Origin of the sequence: Nocardiopsis listeri NBRC 13360, from assembly GCF_001570765.1 — a bacterium.
Classification (GTDB): domain Bacteria; phylum Actinomycetota; class Actinomycetes; order Streptosporangiales; family Streptosporangiaceae; genus Nocardiopsis; species Nocardiopsis listeri.
Genome location: NZ_BCSH01000039.1, coordinates 23,814 through 38,762, shown reverse-complemented (window position 1 = coordinate 38,762; position 14,949 = coordinate 23,814). Strand labels below are relative to the sequence as shown.

The following is a 14,949-nucleotide window of genomic DNA, read 5'->3' as shown; positions in this document are numbered from 1 at the left end:
TCCCGCCGCTCTCCGATGGGGAGGCCCTCGGCGCTTCACAGGCACCCGGCCCTCGTGATACGTGTGATCCGGCACACATAGTCACAAAGGTGACGACGAGTCCCCGTCCATGTGGCGCCCTCCGTCTCTCACAGCCAGGAGCCCGGACTTGAGCACAACCGAACCCCGACCGAGTTACGCCTCAGGAACGTCGTCCACACCCTTGCTCGGTGACACGATCGGCGTGAACCTGGCGCGTACCGTCGCCGCCCATCCCGACCAGGACGCGCTGATCGACCGGCCCGCAGGGCTCCGGCTCACCTATCGGGAGTTCGACGCCGAGGTCGACCGCGTCGCCCTCGGCCTGCTCGATCTCGGGGTGGTCAAGGGCGACCGCGTGGGGATCTGGTCCCCGAACCGTGCGGAGTGGGTCCTCATCCAGTACGCCACGGCGCGGATCGGCGCGGTGCTGGTCAACATCAACCCCGCCTACCGCACCCACGAACTGGAGTACGTCCTCGATCAGTCGGGGATCTCCCTGCTGGTCGCCGCTCCCTCCTTCAAGACCTCCGACTACGCGGGCATGATCGAGGAGGTACGCGGCGACTGCCCGGACCTGCGTGAGGTCGTGCTCTTCGGTGGGTCCGACTGGGACTCCCTGCTCGAAGCGGGCGGTCGCGGTGATCGGTCGCGTCTGGCCGAGGTGGAGGCGACCCTGTCCCCGGACGACCCGGTCAACATCCAGTACACGTCGGGCACCACCGGGTTCCCCAAGGGTGCGACCCTGTCCCACCACAACATCCTCAACAACGGGTTCTCCGTGGGGGAGCTGCTGGGATACACGGAACGGGATCGAATCGCGATCCCGGTTCCCTTCTACCATTGCTTCGGCATGGTGATGGCGAACCTCGCGGCCACCAGCCACGGGTCCTGCATGGTCATCCCCGGACCCGGATTCGACCCGGCGGCCTCGCTGGAGGCGGTCCAGGCCGAACGCTGTACCTCGCTGTACGGGGTTCCCGCCATGTTCATCGCCGAGCTCGCCCTGCCCGACTTCGACGACTACGACCTGTCCTCGCTGCGCACCGGCGTCATGGCCGGCTCGCCCTGCCCGGCGGAGATCATGCGCAAGGTCATCGACCGGATGGGCATGTCCGAGGTCTCCATCTGCTACGGCATGACCGAGACCTCTCCGGTGAGCACCCAGACCCGGCGGGACGACTCGTTGGAACGACGCGTGTCCACGGTGGGCCGCGTCGGTCCGCACCTGGAGGTCAAGGTGATCGACCCGGGATCCGGGGTCACCGTCCCACGCGGCGTAGCGGGTGAGCTGTGCACCCGCGGCTACTCGGTGATGCTCGGGTACTGGAACGAACCGGAGAAGACCGCCGAGGCCATCGACGCGGGACGCTGGATGCACACCGGTGACCTCGCCGTCATGGACGAGGACGGGTACGTGAGCATCACCGGCCGGATCAAGGACATGGTGATCCGAGGTGGGGAGAACGTCTACCCGCGTGAGATCGAGGAACTCCTCCACACCCACCCTGACCTGATGGACGCCCAGGTCATCGGGGTCCCGGACGAACGGTACGGCGAGGAACTCATGGTGTGGGTCCGCATGCGGGACGGGGCCGACCCGTTGACCGTCGAGTCACTGCGGGCCTTTTGCGAGGGGCGTATCGCCCACTACAAGGTTCCGCGTTACGTCCACGTGGTGGACGAGTTCCCGATGACGGTGACCGGCAAGGTGCGCAAGGTCCAGATGCGGGAGGAGGCCATCCGCCTCCTCGGGTGACACGAACGCGAAACGGGTGGCCCCCACCCGACGGGGAAGGGGCCACTCGCCACTACTTCGGGTCGAGTTCCTTGCCGAGCAGCTCCACGAGGCCGTCCAGCGCCTCGTCCGCGCCCTCGGCGTCGCAGGTCAAGGTGACGGTCTCCCCATGAGAGGCCCCCATGGACATCACGGCGAGGACGCTGCGCGCGTCCACCTCCTTGTGGCCCTCGCGGGAGATCATCACTGGCAGGCCGGTCTCGTTGACGGCCTGCACGAACAGGGCCGCGGGGCGGGCGTGCAGGCCCAGCCGGGAGCCGATGGTTACGGTGCGTTCGGACATGTCGGTCCTCGGGGTCTCGTGGTTCGTGGCCGGTGGTCGGGTGGTTCAGGGCTGCCGATGGGCGGTCAGAGCTTGTCGATCCGCCACAGGGGGTCGGGTCCGGTCATCGAGACGACGCCGTCGTCGGTCACGTTTTCGGGGCGGGGGACGGTGGTCCCCGGCAGGGACACGGCGGCGGTGCCCCAGGCCACGGCCCGACGCAGCCGTTCCTCGGAGGTGCCCTCAAGGGCGAGGAAACCGGCCAGCGCGCTGTCACCCGCGCCCACGGTACTCCGGGTGCGTACCCGGGGACCCCTGGCCCACAACACTTGTTCGGCGTCCACGTACAGGGCCCCGTGTCCGCCGAGGGTGACCAGGACGGCGCCGTCCCCTCCGGCGAGGACCTCGCGCGCCGCGTCGGTGACCTCCTCGATGGTGGTCGGCGTGCGGCCGACCAACCCGGACAGCTCCTCCAGGTTGGGCTTGAGTAGTTTCACCGAACCCGTTCGGGCCGCGGCTTCGAGCGGGGCGCCCGAGGTGTCCAGCGCGAGCGGCACCCCGTGGCCGGCGGCGAGTTCGGCCACTCGAACGTAGAGGTCGTCGGGGGCGCCCACGGGCAGGCTGCCGCTGGCCACCATCCAGTCGGGGCCCTTGGCGAGTTCGTCCTCCACGGCTCGGAGCAGGGCCTGGACCTCCGTGCTGGAGAGCGTGGGGCCCGCGGCGTTGAGCTTGGTGGTGGTGCCGTCGGACTCGGTGACGGCGACGTTGCCGCGAGTCTCGCCCTCGATGGGGACGGTGACCCGGGGCAGGTCACCGAGGAGGTTGGTGAGTTCGGCGCCGCCGCCCCCACCGACGGGAAGGATCGCGCGGACGTCGATACCCGCCTCGAGCAGGGCTCGGGCGACGTTGACGCCTTTGCCGCCGGCCTGGGCGTGTGTGGCGCGTATCCGCACGACCTCGCCTCGGACGAGGCCGTCGACCTCCAGGGTGTGGTCGACGCTCGGATTCGGCGTGAGGGTCAGGATCATGGGAGCTCTTTTCGAGGATGGGGCTGCCCGGCCTGCGTGTGGGAATGGTTTTGATTATGTGTGTTTGCTTGTGCCTGTCAATAGGGTGCGGCGTGATGGGGGGAGCGCGGGGGCGGGTAGGAGTGCCCCTGGGCGCCATGATGGCGGATGTCGCTGACCAGAGTTTTCCTGAGATGGCGTGATCGTCGTGAGTACTGGGATATTGGGTTGAGATACCCCTTGTGTGTCCCACGCAACACGATTATGCTCACCCAAAACCACACCGAAACACAGGTGATCCCACATGTACGCGGAAGAGCGCCAGCAGGTGATCCTCGAACGCGCCCGCCGTGACGGCCGGGTCGACGTCACGGGGCTCGCCTCGGAGTTCGACGTCACCTACGAGACCATCCGCCGCGACCTCACCGCCCTCGAACGGCACGGGGTCCTGCGCAGGGTCCACGGTGGCGCGATCCCCGTGGAGCGTCTGGGTTTCGAACCCGCGCTCAACGTGCGCGACTCCGTCATGACAGAGGAGAAGGAACGGATCGCCAAGGCGGCGCTGGCCGAACTCCCCGAAGAGGGCGCGGTCCTCCTCGACGCGGGCTCCACCACCGGCCGCATGGCCGAACAGCTGCCCACGGACCGGGAGCTCATCGTCGTCACCAACTCCCTCTCCATCGCCCTCACCCTCACCACCCGTCCCAACATCAGCCTCATGTTGCTCGGCGGTCGGCTACGGAACCGGACCCAGGCCAGCGTCGACGCCTGGGCCCTACGATCCCTCGCCGAGTCCTACGTCGACGTCGCCTTCATGGCCACCAACGGAGTGTCCGTCGAGCGCGGTCTCACCACCCCCGACCCGGCCGAGGCCGAGGTCAAGCGGGCCATGATCGCCTCCGCCCGACGTTCAGTCCTCCTCGCCGACCACACCAAGGTCGGCAACGACCACTTCGCCCGTTTCGCCAACGTCGAGGACCTCGACCTGATCGTCACCGACCGCGGACTCGCCGCTGGTCTGGCCGACGAACTGGAGTCGGCGGGACCGGCGGTCCAAGTGGTCTGACCCCACACCGTCCACTCCTCGGCGGGCCACCACCGCCGCACCTCTCAGGAGGCCCCCCCATGTCCACCCAGCAGAGCGAGAGCCGATTCGCCTCGGTCCGTTCGGGAGTCCAACGCTTCGGCGGCTTCCTCGCGGGCATGGTCATGCCCAACATCGGCGCCTTCATCGCCTGGGGCCTGATCACCGCGCTGTTCATCCCCGACGGCTGGTGGCCCAACGAACACCTCGCCCAGCTCGTCGACCCGATGATCGCCTACCTGTTGCCGCTGCTCATCGGCTACACCGGCGGTCACCTGGTCTACGACAAGCGCGGTGGCGTCGTCGGCGCGATCGCGACCATCGGTGTCATCGTCTCCGCGGACATCCCGATGTTCCTCGGCGCCATGGTCGTCGGTCCACTCGCCGCCTACCTGATGAAGCAGTTCGACCGTGTCGCCCAGCCGCGCACGCCGTCCGGCTTCGAGATGCTCGTCAACAACTTCAGCGCCGGCATCCTCGGTGGCGTCATGGCCGGCCTGGGGCTGTACGCCATCGGCCCGATCGTGACCACCGTCGCCGGCTGGCTGGGCTCCGGGGTCCAGTTCCTCATCGACATGTCACTGCTGCCGCTGGTGTCGTTGATCGTGGAACCCGCCAAGATCCTCTTCCTGAACAACGCCATCAACCACGGTGTCCTCGGCCCCCTGGGCGTGGCCCGGGTGGCCGAGCAGGGCAAGGCGATCGAGTTCCTCGTCGAGACCAGCCCCGGTCCCGGTCTGGGCATCCTGTTGGCCTGCATGCTGTTCGGTCCCAAGCTCAGTCGGGCCACCGCCCCGGGCGCGATCGTCATCCACTTCCTCGGCGGCATCCACGAGATCTACTTCCCGTACATCCTCGCCCAGCCCAAGCTCCTCCTGGCCGTGATCGGCGGCGGCATGTCCGGCGTGACCACCTTCATGCTCCTCGACGCCGGACTCGTCGCCACACCGGCGCCGGGCAGCATCATCGCCCTGATGGCGGTCACCCCGCGCGGCGACCACATCGCGGTCCTCGCCGGTGTCGTCGTCGGTACGGTCTTCTCGTTCCTCATCGCCTCCGCGCTCCTCGGCTTCGGGCGCGCCGAACGCAAGGCCGAACGCGAGGCCGCCGCGTCCGCCAAGGCGAAGGACTCCTAACCGTCCAGGTCCATCCGGGCCGTGAGACCACCCCCAGACCAGATTCAGTACAGAGAGGGCCACATGGCCACCATCGAAGGATCCGCCGTCAAGAAGGTCGTCGTCGCCTGTGACGCCGGCATGGGCAGCAGCGTCCTGCTTACCACCCAGCTCAAGAAGACCCTCGCCCCCTACGACGTCACCGTGGAGCACTCCCCGGTGGACCGTGTGCCCGACGACGCCGACCTCGTGCTCTGCCACTCCGGCCTTGTCGCCCGGGCCCGGACCCGCGTGCCCGACACCGTGGTCATCGGCTTCCAGATGTTCCTCGGAGACCCCGTGTTCACCAAGGTGGAGGCGGCCATCCGGGACGGTGGGACCCTTGGCGACTGATCTCGTCCTCGACGCGGACGCCGTCCGACTCGGGCGCACCGCCCGCGACCGTGCCGACGCCATCGATCAGTGCGGAGCCCTGCTGGTGGAGTTGGGGGCGGTCGACCCCGGATACGTGACCGCGATGCACGAACGGGAGGCCTCCATCCCCACCTTTGTGGGCGAGGGCGTGGCCATCCCACACGGCACCGACGCCTCCCGTTCGCTCGTGCGCAAGGCGGCGCTCGCCGTCGTCCAGTTCCCTGAGGGGGTCGACTGGGGCGGCCCCACCGTGCACGTCGCCATCGGCATCGCCGCGTCGGGCGAGGAACACCTGCGGGTGCTGTCCTCCCTGGCCGGGGTCCTCACCGACCCCGAAAGGGCGGCGCGGCTCCGGTCGGCGGACGACCCCGACGAGGTCATCGAACTGCTCGCCCCCGCCGCGGGCTGATCTCCGCGTACCTCCGGTGGACCCGTTCCACCGCTTCCTCGAACGGTCGGGGGCGGACACCCCGCCCCCGGCCCCCACAAGAAAGGCCCCACCATGCTCGTCGCCCGTTTCTACGCTCCCGGGGACATCCGCCTGGAACAGGCGCCCGAACCCACGCCGGAGGCGGGGCAGCTCAAGATCGCCGTCGCCAACTGCTCCACCTGCGGTACCGACGTCAAGATCTCCCGACACGGTCACCACCACATCCGGCCGCCCCGGGTGATCGGACACGAGATCTCCGGCCGCATCGTGGAGGTCGGTGAGGGGGTCACCGGCTGGTCCGAGGGGGACCGGGTACAGGTCATCGCCGCCATCCCGTGCGGTACGTGCGTGGAGTGCGCCGACGGACGGTTCACGGTGTGCTCACGCCAGGAGTCCATGGGCTACCACTACGACGGCGGGTTCGCCGAGTACATGATCGTTCCCGAAGCGGTGCTGGCCGTGGACGGCGTCAACCGGGTGCCCGACAACGTCTCCCTCGCCGAGGCGTCCGTGGCCGAACCCCTCGCCTGCGTGCTCAACGGTCAGGAGATCGCCGGGGTCGGCGAGGGCGACAAGGTGGTGGTGATCGGCGCCGGACCCATCGGCTGTCTGCACGTCCGTCTGGCCCGGGCCAAGGGCGCCTCCGAGGTGTACCTGGTGGACCTGAACCGGGGGCGCCTGGACATGTCCGCCGAACTGGTGCGTCCCGACGCCGCGATCTGTGGGTCGGAGACCGACGCCGTCGCCGAGGTGCTGAAGCTGACCGGCGACCGGGGCGCGGACCTGGTCATCACCGCGGCCGCGTCCGGCAAGGCCCAGGAGGACGCGGTGCGTATGGTGGCGCGCAGCGGCCGGATCAGCCTCTTCGGTGGGCTGCCCAAGGACGCGCCGATCATCGCGCTGGACGCCAACGCGGTCCACTACCGGGAGCTCTCGATCTTCGGGGCCAACGGCTCCAGCCCCGAACACAACAAGCGCGCCCTCGACCTCATCTCCACCGGGGCGGTGCCGGTCGCCGACCTCATCACCGAACGGATGTCGCTGGCCGACGTGCACAAGGCGATCGAGACGGTCGCGGCGGGCACCGCGGTCAAGGTGACCATCGAGCCCTGACCGTTCCGGGAGACACCCACGCCTGACCACGGTAGGTGCGCACGCCGGCCCCGCCCGGTCGTCCACGGATTCGGAAGTCGGGGCCGGCGTCGGCGCCGTTTTCAGGGTTGGCTGGACCTGACGGATCATCGCCTCCACCATCACAGCCGGCCCCCACCAGTCGCAGGAGAGCACACATGGCGCAGACGGAACCCGTCCAGAACCCGGCTTCCGGCCCCGACCCCGAAGGCCCGCTCAGGGGCATCGCCGCCGGTCCGGGTGCCGCGGTGGCGCCCGTCGCCCGGATGGCCGACCCGCCCGCCCTGCCCGCCCAAGAACCCGTGGTCGACGATCCCGCGGCGGAGGAGGGCGCCGCACTCGCAGCCCTGGACGAGGTGGGCGCGGAACTGGACACGCGGGCGGCCGATGTCGAGGGCGAGGCCGCCGCGGTGCTGAGCACCCTGGCCCTGATGGCCCGAGACCCCGACCTGCGTCGGCAGATCGGCGAGCTCGCCCGGGGAGGTCGACCGGCGGCCTGGGCGGTCCATACGGCGTGCGGCCGCTACCAGGAGCTCCTGCTGGCCGCGGGAGGGTACCTGGCCGAACGCGCCGCCGACCTGGCCGACATCCGGGACAGGGCGGTGGCGGTGTTGCTCGGACTCCCGATGCCGGGACTGCCCGACCCCGGACATCCGTACGTGTTGGTCGCCCGTGACCTCGCGCCGGCCGATACGGTGCGGCTCGACCCGGCGAAAGTGAAGGCCATCGTCACCCGACTCGGCGGCCCCACCAGCCACACCGTGATCCTGGCCCGCTCCTTGGGCCTACCCGCGGTGGTGGGCTGCTCGGGCGCGGAACACCTGGTGGACGGTGCGACGGTGGCGGTGGACGGTGACGCCGGCACCGTCGAGGTGGACCCGGACGCCGAGATCGTCGAGCGTATCCAGGGGCGGGCCGAACGGCGCCGGATCCTGTTGGCCGAATCCGGCGGGCCAGGCCGTACCGCCGACGGTGTGCCGATCGCGTTGTTGCTCAACGCGGGTGAGGGCGACTCGGATGAGGCCGGCGCGCACGACAGCGAGGGGATCGGGTTGTTGCGCACCGAGTTCCTCTTCCTCGACCGGGCGGAGCCACCCACGGTGGCCGAGCAGACCGAGGCCTACACCCGGTTGTTCCGGGCGTTCGCCGGCCGGGTGGTGACGGTGCGGACCCTGGACGCGGGTTCGGACAAGCCCCTGGAGTTCGCGCCGACGGGTGAGGAGGCCAACCCGGCCCTGGGCGTGCGCGGGTTCCGTACGTCGAAGCTTCATCCGCGACTGCTCACCGACCAGCTCACCGCGATCTCCGCGGCCGAACACGCGGCCGCCGCCGACGGGGCCTCCGCCCGGGTCCGGGTGATGGCTCCGATGGTCTCCACCCCGGCGGAGGCGGGCGAGTTCGCCGAACTGGCGAGATCGGCCGGGATCACCGAGGCCGGCGTGATGGTGGAGGTACCGGCCGCCGCGCTGCTGGCCGACCGGCTGTTGCGCCGTGTCGACTTCGTGTCGATCGGTACCAACGACCTGGCGCAGTACACCATGGGAGCCGACCGGACGCTGGAGAGCCTGCCGGAGTTGTTGGACCCTTGGCAGCCGTCGCTGTTGCACCTGCTGGCCAAGGTGGGCCGGGCGGGGGAGACACTGGGCCGACCTGTAGGGGTGTGCGGCGAGGCCGCGGCCGACCCACTGCTCGCCGTGGTGCTGGTGGGTCTCGGGGCTACCAGCCTGTCCATGGCGTCCCCGGCGCTGCCCGCGGTGCGCTACGTCCTGTCCCGGCACTCGCACGCCGAGTGTCGACGCCTGGCCGAGCTGGCCTTGGCGGCCGATGATCCGGAGCGGGCCAGGAAGGTGGTGCGCGAGGCGGCGCATCCGGAGGCCCTGCGGCTCTGACCCACGGGCCGAGTGACACCGGAACGCTCCGCAGGGCCCACCGTCCGGGCCCTGCGGAGCCGCGCCCTCACCACGTGCGGCCCCATCGGCTCCGGCCCCGATCGGCTCCGGGATCGTCGGGTGGTGGGCCCGGTCAGGTGTCGGTGGAGGTGCCCCAGCCGCCGCCGACGGCTTCGGGGACCAGGTCCAGCTGCTCCAGGAAGCAGATGAGCAGGCGGTCGACGTCCTCGCAACCGGAGGCGCACCAGATCTGATGTCCGTTGCTCAGGGCCGCGAAGTACACCGAGGCGACCAGCGACGGGCGGTGGTCGGTGGTCGGATCCACCCCCGCGCGTTCCCCCAGGACCTGCGCGAGGTGGGCCTGGCGCCGGTGGCAGTAGCGCATGTTCGCGTCGATCAGGCCGGGGCTGCGCGCGATGAGGTTGCCCGCGCTGCCCTGGAGACGCAGGTCCTCACGCTCCAGGTGCTCCCAGTGGTCGCGTGTGGCGTTGCGCAGGGCGCGGAAGGGCGCCTCGTCGGCGGGGCGTGCCCGCAGGGAGTCGAACAGGATCCGGTCCACACCCTCCGCGGCCTCCAGGACCACGTCCTCCTTGGAGGCGAAGTACCGGAAGAACGTGCGCTGTGAGACGTGGACCGCGGCGGCGATCTCCTCGGTGGTGGTCCCCTCGAACCCTCGCTCGTGGAACAGGCGGATCGCCGCGTCGATGAGGTCCCTGCGCATGCGCGCCTTCTTGCGCTCACGCAGACCGGTCGGCTCGGAGCTCGTCACGGTCATGGACGGTCCCCTTCCTTCGCGGCGTCGGGTCTCGCGCCTCCTTCGAGGATACACGCGCGTCGGTATGACGTCAGTCACTGACTTATTGCACAGATTGCCAAGTGTCAGCGGCTGACATAATCTCGCCCGGTAACCAACGGGGACCGATCGGGGAAGACGGGGAATCCATGACCGCACAGACCGCCGCACCACCGGGACGGGCCGTTGAACGCCTCACCCGGAGCCCCTGGGCGACGCTGGTCGCCATCGCCTTCGGCGTGATGATGGTGGCCTTGGACGGGACCATCGTGGCCGTCGCGAACCCGGCGATCGGCGCGAGCCTGGGGGCCTCCCTCGCCGAGTTGCAGTGGGTCACCCACGGCTACCTGCTGGGCCTCGCCGTCTTCCTCATCACCGCGGGCAAGCTCGGCGACCGCTTCGGCCACCGGAACACCTACCTGGCGGGCGTGGTCGGCTTCGTCGTGGCATCGATGGCCATCGCCCTGTCCTCCGGGGTCATCATGCTGGTCGCCTTCCGGATCGTCCAAGGCGTTTTCGGAGCGCTCCTGCTGCCGTCGGCCATGGGTCTGATGCGCGCGAGCTTCCCGCCCAGCAAGCTCGGCCGGGCCTTCGGGGTGTTCGGCAGCCTGATCGGCGCGGCCACCGCCGGTGGTCCCATCCTGGGCGGCGTCCTCGTCGACGCGCTCAGCTGGGAGGCGGTCTTCTACATCAACGTTCCGGTGGGCGTGATCGCCCTGGGTCTGGGCCTGTGGTTGTTGGCCGCCAACCGGCCCACCGACCCGGGCAGCCGCATGGACCTGCCCGGCATCGTCCTCGTCAGCATCGCCGTCTTCGCCCTGGTGTGGGCGCTGGTGGAGGCGCCGAGCATCGGCTGGGGCCACCCCGTCACCCTGGGTTCCCTCGGCGCGGCGATCCTGTTCGTTCTCGCCTTCGTGCTCTGGGAGCGCAAGCCCGAGCAACCGCTCATCCCGCTCGCGCTGTTCGCCAACCCGTCACTGGCCATCGGTGTGGTGCTGATGGTGTTCATGGCGGTGAGCCTGATGGGTTCGCTGTTCTTCATCACGTTCTACCTTCAGGGCGTGCGGGGGATGAGCCCCGCCCAGACCGGGACGCAGCTCATTTCGATGACGGCGACGATGGCCATCGTCTCGCCGATCGCGGGCCGGATCCTCGACCGGGTCGGCGCACGGTTGCCCACCACGATCGGCCTGTTGTCGGCGGGGACGGGCATGTTCCTGCTCTCCCGACTGACCCTGGACACCTCGGTGGTGTACCTGTCGATCGGGTTCGTCCTGCTGGGCGTCGGTCTGAGCCTGGTGATGACCGGTGCCACCGCCGCGATCATCGGAAACGCGCCGGTGCGCTTCGCCGGTGTCGCCTCCGCCGTGCAACAGGCGGCGATGCAGCTCGGCGGTTCGCTGGGCACGGCGGTCCTGGGCGCGGTCATGTCCGCGACCATCGTCACGAGGCTGCCGGACCACTACGGCGCGTTCGGCCAGGACGCGCCCTCCGGTGGTGAACTGAGCGCCATGCAGAGCGTCATCGCCCAGGGCGGCGCGGTCATGCCCGAAGGGGCCGACGCGGACACCGTCTCCGCGGTCACCACGGCGAGCAACCTGGCCTTCCTGGACGGCCTGCACCTGGCCTTCCTCATCGCGGCGGGGCTGCTGTTCGCGGGCGCGATCCTGTCGTTGTTCATGCGCGGGGGGAGGATGGCCGACGGCCCCGCCGTGCACATCTGACCGCGGCGCGGCCCCCAGAGCGGCGCGCCCCCGAAGTACCGTGGCCCCGGAGGAATCCGCTCCTTCGGGGCCACGTCGTCGAACGCGCCGTGCGACTCAGGTCGTGTAGTCGGCGTTGATCCGGATGTAGCCCTCGGTCAGGTCACAGCCGTAGACGGTGAAGTCACCGTCGGAGATGCCCAGGTCCACACCGATCAGCACCTCCTCGCCCTTCATGTGTCGGGCGGCGCGCTCCAGGGTCTCCTCGGTGGCCTCGGCGGGGAAGGTCTCCACGTCACCGAAGACGATGCGCACGTTCTCCGGCAGCACGTCGGTCTCGTCCGAGCACTTGCCCACGGCCATCGCGACCCGGCCCCAGTTGGGGTCGGCCCCGTGCACGGCGGTCTTGACCAGCGGAGAGTTCACCACGGCCTTGCCCACGCGCTTGGCCTGGGCGTCATCGCGGGCCCCGGTGACCCGTACCTCGATGAGCTTGCCCGCGCCCTCGCCGTCGGAGGCGATCATCCGGACCAGCCTCAACGCCGCCTCGTACAGGGCCTCCTCGAACTCGGCGACGTCCACCGGGCCGGCCACGCCGTTGGCGATGATCGCGGCGGAGTCGCTCGTGGAGGTGTCGGTGTCGATGCTGAGCGCGTTGAAGGTGCGGTCCACCACCCGGCGGAACACCTCGTCCAGAACCGGTTGCTCCAGCTCGGCGTCGGTGAAGAACCAGGCCAGCATGGTCGCCATGTTCGGCTCGATCATGCCCACACCCTTGGCCATGCCGGTGAGGGTCGCCCCGCCCACCTTGGCGCTGACGATCTTGGGGTGGGTGTCGGTGGTCATCATCGCCGACGCGGCGCGATCCAGGTCGGCCGGTGGGAACTCGGCCGGCAGCCCGTCCAGGTAGGAACGGACCCGTTCCATCGGGTAGGGGCGTCCGATGACCCCGGTGGAGGCGATCAGGAGTTCCTCGGGGGCGACGCCGGCGGCTCGGGCCACCCGGTCCTGTACCTCGCGCGCGTCCCGAGCGCCGATCCGTCCGGTGGCCACGTTGGCGTTGCGGGCTATCACGGCGACTCCGCGGGCACGGCCGTTCGAGGCCGCCTCCCGGCTCAGGCGCACACTCGGCCCGGCGAACCGGGACCTGGTGAACACGGCGGACACCACCGCCGGCGCTTGGGAGACGACGGCGAAGAAATCGTCGTCGGGGTCCTTGATCCCCATGTTTCCGGACACGCCGACGAAACCGGCGGGAACGGGGGTCTGGCTGCTCATCGTCCTCCTCGAAAACTCCTGACCGCCAGCCTACTTCGCCACGCCCGACCACCTCGATTACGGCCTCCACCTGCGAGGGTTTCGTACTGTTCGTTGACGACACTGGTGTGACAAGCCGGATCGAACGGGGTATCCGCCGAGAGTGGGGGAAGACCGCTCGGGGGGAGGCGTGTGGTGCACGATGGTGACTGGCTCACGGAGACGGGGGCGCGGATCCGTGGGGTCCTGAAGGTGATGGTGGACGCCGACTGGCTACCCGGTGGGGCCGCGGTGGTCGGTACCGGTGGCATGTGGGAGTTCGTCGCGGTCGGTCGGATCGACGACGAACACGACACCGCGCCGGACGTTTCCTACGACGTCGCGAGTTTGACGAAGGTGATGGCGACCTGGCCGCTGGTCGGTAGAGCGATCGCCGAGGGGATTTTGGACCTCAACGCTCCGATGTCCGAATACTTCGACGGGGAGGACCTCCCCGGGGCCTGGGTGACCACCAGGCAGATCCTCACGCACACCAGCAGACTCAACCAGGTGACCTGGTTGGAACGGTACGTGGGCACCGACCAGGACCTGGCCGAGGCCATCCTGTCCGATCCTTTGGAGGACCCCGGCTACCTCTACGTCGACCGCGGATTCATCCTGTTGGGGTTGCTGCTGGAGCGCCTGTACGGCAAGGGTCTGGACCGATTGGCCGCCGACCTCTGGGCCGGATTGGGCATGCGCTCGACCACCTTCGGTCCGCTGCCACGCTCGCCCGGTGTGGCCCCCACCGAGCGTCGACTCGTCGGAACCGCTCCCACCTGGGGCGTGGTGCACGACGAGGCCGCGGCGCTGATGGGTGGTGTGGCCGGGCACGCCGGGGCGTTCACCACCGCCATCGACCTGGGAGCCTTCGCCCGGGAGATGCTGCGCCTGCACGAGATCGGGGCGGAGGGGGCGATCCCCGGTTCGTACGTGCGGGAGAGCTGGACCCCGCAGGTGGACGCCGGAGGGCGGCTCTCCCGCGGGTTGGGTTGGTTGGTCACTCCGGAAGGGGTGGTCTACCACAACGGGTTCACGGGGACGAGCCTGTTCATGCACCCCGAGAGTGGACGGTACGTGGGCGTGCTCACCAACGCGGTCCACTACGGGCGGGACCGCACCGGCCTGGTGGACCTGCGCGGCGCCGCCCGGTCGGCGCTCACGCCACAGGCCCACGAATCATCTCCGTGAGCTCCCGAAGGAACACGGCGAGCCCGGCGGGTCCGGGGACGGTCAGGTCGGCGGCCTCGGCCACCGCCGTGACCTCGTCGGAGGACGAACAAACGGTGAGCCCGGGTGTCCCGCGTTCGCGCAGGGCCGTGACGGCCGCGAAGGCCGGCAGGTCACCGAGGTCGTCACCGGCGTAGAGGATCGAACGTGCGGCCTTTTCCTCCGCAAGCGAGGTGAGGGCCGCGCCCTTGTCCACACCTTGTGGACGGAGCTCGATCACCATCCTCCCGGGCTCCAGTTTGAGGTCGGCGCGTTCGGCCAGGTCGGCCAGTGGTCCGGACAACATTTCCAACGCCCGGTCGGGGTCGTCGGCGCGGCGGGTGTGCACGGCCAGCGAACGGCCCTTGTCCTCGATCCAGGTACCCGCTGGAGCCCCGGATGCGTCGACCAGCGCGGGGAGTTCGGCGCGAACCAGGGCCACCCCCGGCGGCGGATCCGCGGCGACCACACGGCCGTCCGCCCAGCGTTCGGCCCCGTAATGGCCGAGGACGACGATGTCGGGCACCCGGTCCAGACCGCCCAGACGCACCGCGGTGGCGGCGGGGCGGCCGGTGATCACCGCGACGGTTCCGACCAGTGCGGCCAGCGCGGCCAGTGCCTCCACGACCCCGGGTTGGGGTGTGGAGGCGCGGGGGTCGGCGACGATGGGCGCGAGTGTGCCGTCGAAGTCGAAGCCGGTCAGCGCGGTGGAGGGCTCGTCGAGCAGCGCCCGCAGGCCGGCGCGTCCGGCCTCGCTGCCGGGTGCGGGCGGGGTACCGGGCTCGGTTGGGGACATGCGG

General features: G+C 69.9%; 14 protein-coding genes. 9 read left to right on the top strand and 5 right to left on the bottom strand.

All coding sequences use genetic code 11. The features are described from left to right. Positions 1-148: 148 nt before the first annotated feature. Positions 149-1,777 carry an AMP-binding protein gene (locus NLI01S_RS13025; RefSeq protein ID WP_067604082.1) on the top strand — a complete coding sequence of 543 codons (1,629 nt, stop codon included), beginning with the start codon at positions 149-151 and terminating at the stop codon, positions 1,775-1,777. A gap of 52 nt (positions 1,778-1,829) precedes the next feature. On the opposite strand, the gene NLI01S_RS13020 is transcribed toward NLI01S_RS13025, so the two are convergent. Together NLI01S_RS13020 and pfkB are read right to left on the bottom strand one after the other, a co-directional pair. Beyond that, on the bottom strand, positions 1,830-2,099 hold the full coding sequence (locus NLI01S_RS13020) for an HPr family phosphocarrier protein (protein WP_067604081.1): 270 nt from the start codon (positions 2,097-2,099) through the stop codon (positions 1,830-1,832). A gap of 65 nt (positions 2,100-2,164) precedes the next feature. Continuing rightward, a complete protein-coding gene (pfkB, locus tag NLI01S_RS13015) occupies positions 2,165-3,106 on the bottom strand; it encodes a 1-phosphofructokinase (RefSeq protein ID WP_067604079.1) in 942 nt (313 codons plus the stop codon). Positions 3,107-3,389: 283 nt separating this feature from the next. Between pfkB and NLI01S_RS13010 the strand changes: the two genes are divergently transcribed. The 6 genes from NLI01S_RS13010 (at position 3,390) to ptsP (ending at position 9,148) form a co-directional block, all read left to right on the top strand. Beyond that, complete coding sequence (locus NLI01S_RS13010; protein ID WP_067604077.1) at positions 3,390-4,151, top strand: DeoR/GlpR family DNA-binding transcription regulator; 762 nt, start codon at positions 3,390-3,392, stop codon at positions 4,149-4,151. Between the two features lie 59 nt (positions 4,152-4,210). Further along, positions 4,211-5,305: a PTS mannitol transporter subunit IICB gene (mtlA, locus tag NLI01S_RS13005; RefSeq protein ID WP_067604075.1), complete on the top strand. Its 1,095-nt coding sequence runs from the start codon at positions 4,211-4,213 to the stop codon at positions 5,303-5,305. A gap of 63 nt (positions 5,306-5,368) precedes the next feature. Further along, on the top strand, positions 5,369-5,677 hold the full coding sequence (locus NLI01S_RS26025) for a PTS lactose transporter subunit IIB (protein WP_067604073.1): 309 nt from the start codon (positions 5,369-5,371) through the stop codon (positions 5,675-5,677). Beyond that, positions 5,667-6,107, top strand: coding sequence for a PTS sugar transporter subunit IIA (locus NLI01S_RS12995; protein ID WP_067604145.1), 441 nt, complete (start codon positions 5,667-5,669; stop codon positions 6,105-6,107). The genes NLI01S_RS26025 and NLI01S_RS12995 overlap by 11 nt, the downstream gene beginning before the upstream one ends. A gap of 93 nt (positions 6,108-6,200) precedes the next feature. After that, positions 6,201-7,241, top strand: coding sequence for a zinc-dependent dehydrogenase (locus NLI01S_RS12990; RefSeq protein ID WP_067604071.1), 1,041 nt, complete (start codon positions 6,201-6,203; stop codon positions 7,239-7,241). Positions 7,242-7,417: 176 nt separating this feature from the next. Next, entirely contained in the window at positions 7,418-9,148 is a 1,731-nt protein-coding gene (ptsP, locus tag NLI01S_RS12985; protein ID WP_067604069.1) for a phosphoenolpyruvate--protein phosphotransferase, read from the top strand. Between the two features lie 133 nt (positions 9,149-9,281). Here the strand turns inward: ptsP and NLI01S_RS12980 are convergent, their stop codons facing one another. Next, the gene (locus NLI01S_RS12980; RefSeq protein WP_067604067.1) at positions 9,282-9,923 is read right to left on the bottom strand and encodes a TetR/AcrR family transcriptional regulator; all 642 of its coding nucleotides are present in this window, start codon (positions 9,921-9,923) and stop codon (positions 9,282-9,284) included. 167 nt (positions 9,924-10,090) lie between these two features. Here NLI01S_RS12980 and NLI01S_RS12975 point away from each other — a divergent pair, with 167 nt between their 5' ends. Continuing rightward, a complete protein-coding gene (locus tag NLI01S_RS12975) occupies positions 10,091-11,665 on the top strand; it encodes an MFS transporter (protein ID WP_067604065.1) in 1,575 nt (524 codons plus the stop codon). Positions 11,666-11,761: 96 nt separating this feature from the next. Here NLI01S_RS12975 and argJ read toward each other — a convergent pair whose 3' ends face one another. Further along, complete coding sequence (argJ, locus tag NLI01S_RS12970) at positions 11,762-12,922, bottom strand: bifunctional glutamate N-acetyltransferase/amino-acid acetyltransferase ArgJ (protein WP_067604063.1); 1,161 nt, start codon at positions 12,920-12,922, stop codon at positions 11,762-11,764. Positions 12,923-13,096: 174 nt separating this feature from the next. On the opposite strand from argJ, the gene NLI01S_RS12965 reads away from it, so the two are divergent. Continuing rightward, positions 13,097-14,131 (top strand): serine hydrolase domain-containing protein, encoded by a 1,035-nt coding sequence (locus NLI01S_RS12965; protein WP_067604139.1) that lies wholly within the window; start codon positions 13,097-13,099, stop codon positions 14,129-14,131. Here the strand turns inward: NLI01S_RS12965 and otsB are convergent. Then, positions 14,100-14,945 (bottom strand): trehalose-phosphatase, encoded by an 846-nt coding sequence (gene otsB / locus NLI01S_RS12960; protein WP_067604060.1) that lies wholly within the window; start codon positions 14,943-14,945, stop codon positions 14,100-14,102. The genes NLI01S_RS12965 and otsB overlap by 32 nt on opposite strands. Positions 14,946-14,949: the final 4 nt, after the last annotated feature.